Below are 1,405 nucleotides of genomic sequence, written 5' to 3'. Positions count from 1 at the left end.
CGTCGTTCTTCTCTGGTTGCCGCCCTTGATGCAAGAAGCCTTCCAACCTGATGTGCCGGTGATCGAGTGCGTTCTTCTCTCAGGCCTGTCGTTGCGGCCTTTCAAGAAGCCGCGGGCCGGTATGGTGATCTGCGGATCGGGTCCAAATCTTCTGCAAGAGCTTTCAAGCTCGGGAACGACGGCTGGTTTTCCCAATCCAGATCTTTTCGATCATTGTGCCCATTCAGGTCATCGACTTCCTACACCTTTTTCACCGGCGCCAGTTTGTGTGGTGATGCATATGCGTCATGCAGCCACAACTCGCGCCGGATTTCGATAATCCTCTTTCTTTGTCATCATCGCCCAGATCGCCCGCGCCATCTTGTTCGCAAGCGCGATCGCGACCAGCATGAGCGGCTTGCGACGCAGCATCCGTGCCAGCCATGAACCCTCGACGATGGATTTGCGGGCCAGCACTGTCAGGCGTGACATGGCGCCGATGATCAACAAAGACCGGATATCGGTCTGGCCAGCCTTCGACACGCGTCCAAGTCGCTCCTTGCCGCCGGAGGTGTATTGACGTGGCACGAGCCCAAGCCAGGCCGCAAAGTCCCGCCCGCGTTTGAAGCTCTCCATCGGCGGAGCAAAGCCGCTGATCGCCAACGCGGTCTGGGGCCCGACACCAGGCATTGTCTGCAGGCGCCGCGCTGTATCGGTCGCCAGGGAAAGGGCTTTGGCCTTTGCCGTTTTGACGTCGATCCGGGCCGTCTTTTCAGCAATCTGTTCGAGCAGATCAAAGCATTCCTCGCGCACCAGAGCAGGCAGCTCACTGTTCGGCTCCTCCAGAATAGTCTCAATCCGCTTGATATGGGCGATCCCTTTCGGAATGATGTGACCATATTCGTACAGCACCGAACGCAGAGCGTTCACAAGCTCGGTGCGCTGATGGAGGAGGCGCTCCCGACCTCGGAACAACACAGCGCATGCCTGCTGATCTTCCGACTTCGGCTGTACAAAACGCATCTCCGGGCGCTGTGCTGCAACGACGATTGCTTCAGCATCGGCAGCATCGTTTTTCTGCCGTTTGACAAAGGGCCGCACATATTGAGGTGCGATCAGCTTCACCTCGTGGCCAAGCTTGACCATTTCTCGAGCCCAGTAGCTCGCGCTGCCGCATGCTTCCATCACAACCACAGCAGGCGGCTGGCATGCCATGAACTGCCGGAACCGTGACCGCGTCAGCTTCTTACGGAATCTCAGATGCCCCGTCATTGTCGCGCCGTGAAGCTGGAAAACGTTCTTTGCCAGGTCCACCCCGATCATAGTATCTTTCATTTGCCGTCCTCTCCTTCATGTGGCGTTGAACACCACGACCTTGGCACATTGCGATGCCGTCTGGGGAGGGCGGCAACCATCCCATCTTCTG

General features: G+C 57.9%; 2 protein-coding genes. One reads left to right on the top strand and one right to left on the bottom strand.

Going from position 1 to position 1,405, the window contains the following annotated elements; genetic code table 11:
* Window positions 1-319: hypothetical protein (locus tag AC0L3D_RS36630; RefSeq protein ID WP_473647524.1), on the top strand; the 319-nt coding region annotated here is incomplete at its 5' end.
* Here AC0L3D_RS36630 and AC0L3D_RS36625 read toward each other — a convergent pair.
* Window positions 286-1,314 (bottom strand): IS110 family RNA-guided transposase, encoded by a 1,029-nt coding sequence (locus tag AC0L3D_RS36625; RefSeq protein WP_473647523.1) that lies wholly within the window; start codon window positions 1,312-1,314, stop codon window positions 286-288. The two genes, AC0L3D_RS36630 and AC0L3D_RS36625, sit on opposite strands and share 34 nt — an antisense overlap.
* Window positions 1,315-1,405: the final 91 nt, after the last annotated feature.

The organism is Mesorhizobium sp. WSM4837 (assembly GCF_055811435.1).
The sequence above is the reverse complement of the archived record's forward strand: the minus strand, read 5'-3'. Positions and strand labels throughout refer to the sequence as shown.

Coding starts and splice junctions, on each gene's coding strand:
- AC0L3D_RS36625 (WP_473647523.1), bottom strand. CDS start 1,314: ATGAAAGATACTATGATCGGGGTGGACCTGGCAAAGAACGTTTTCCAG.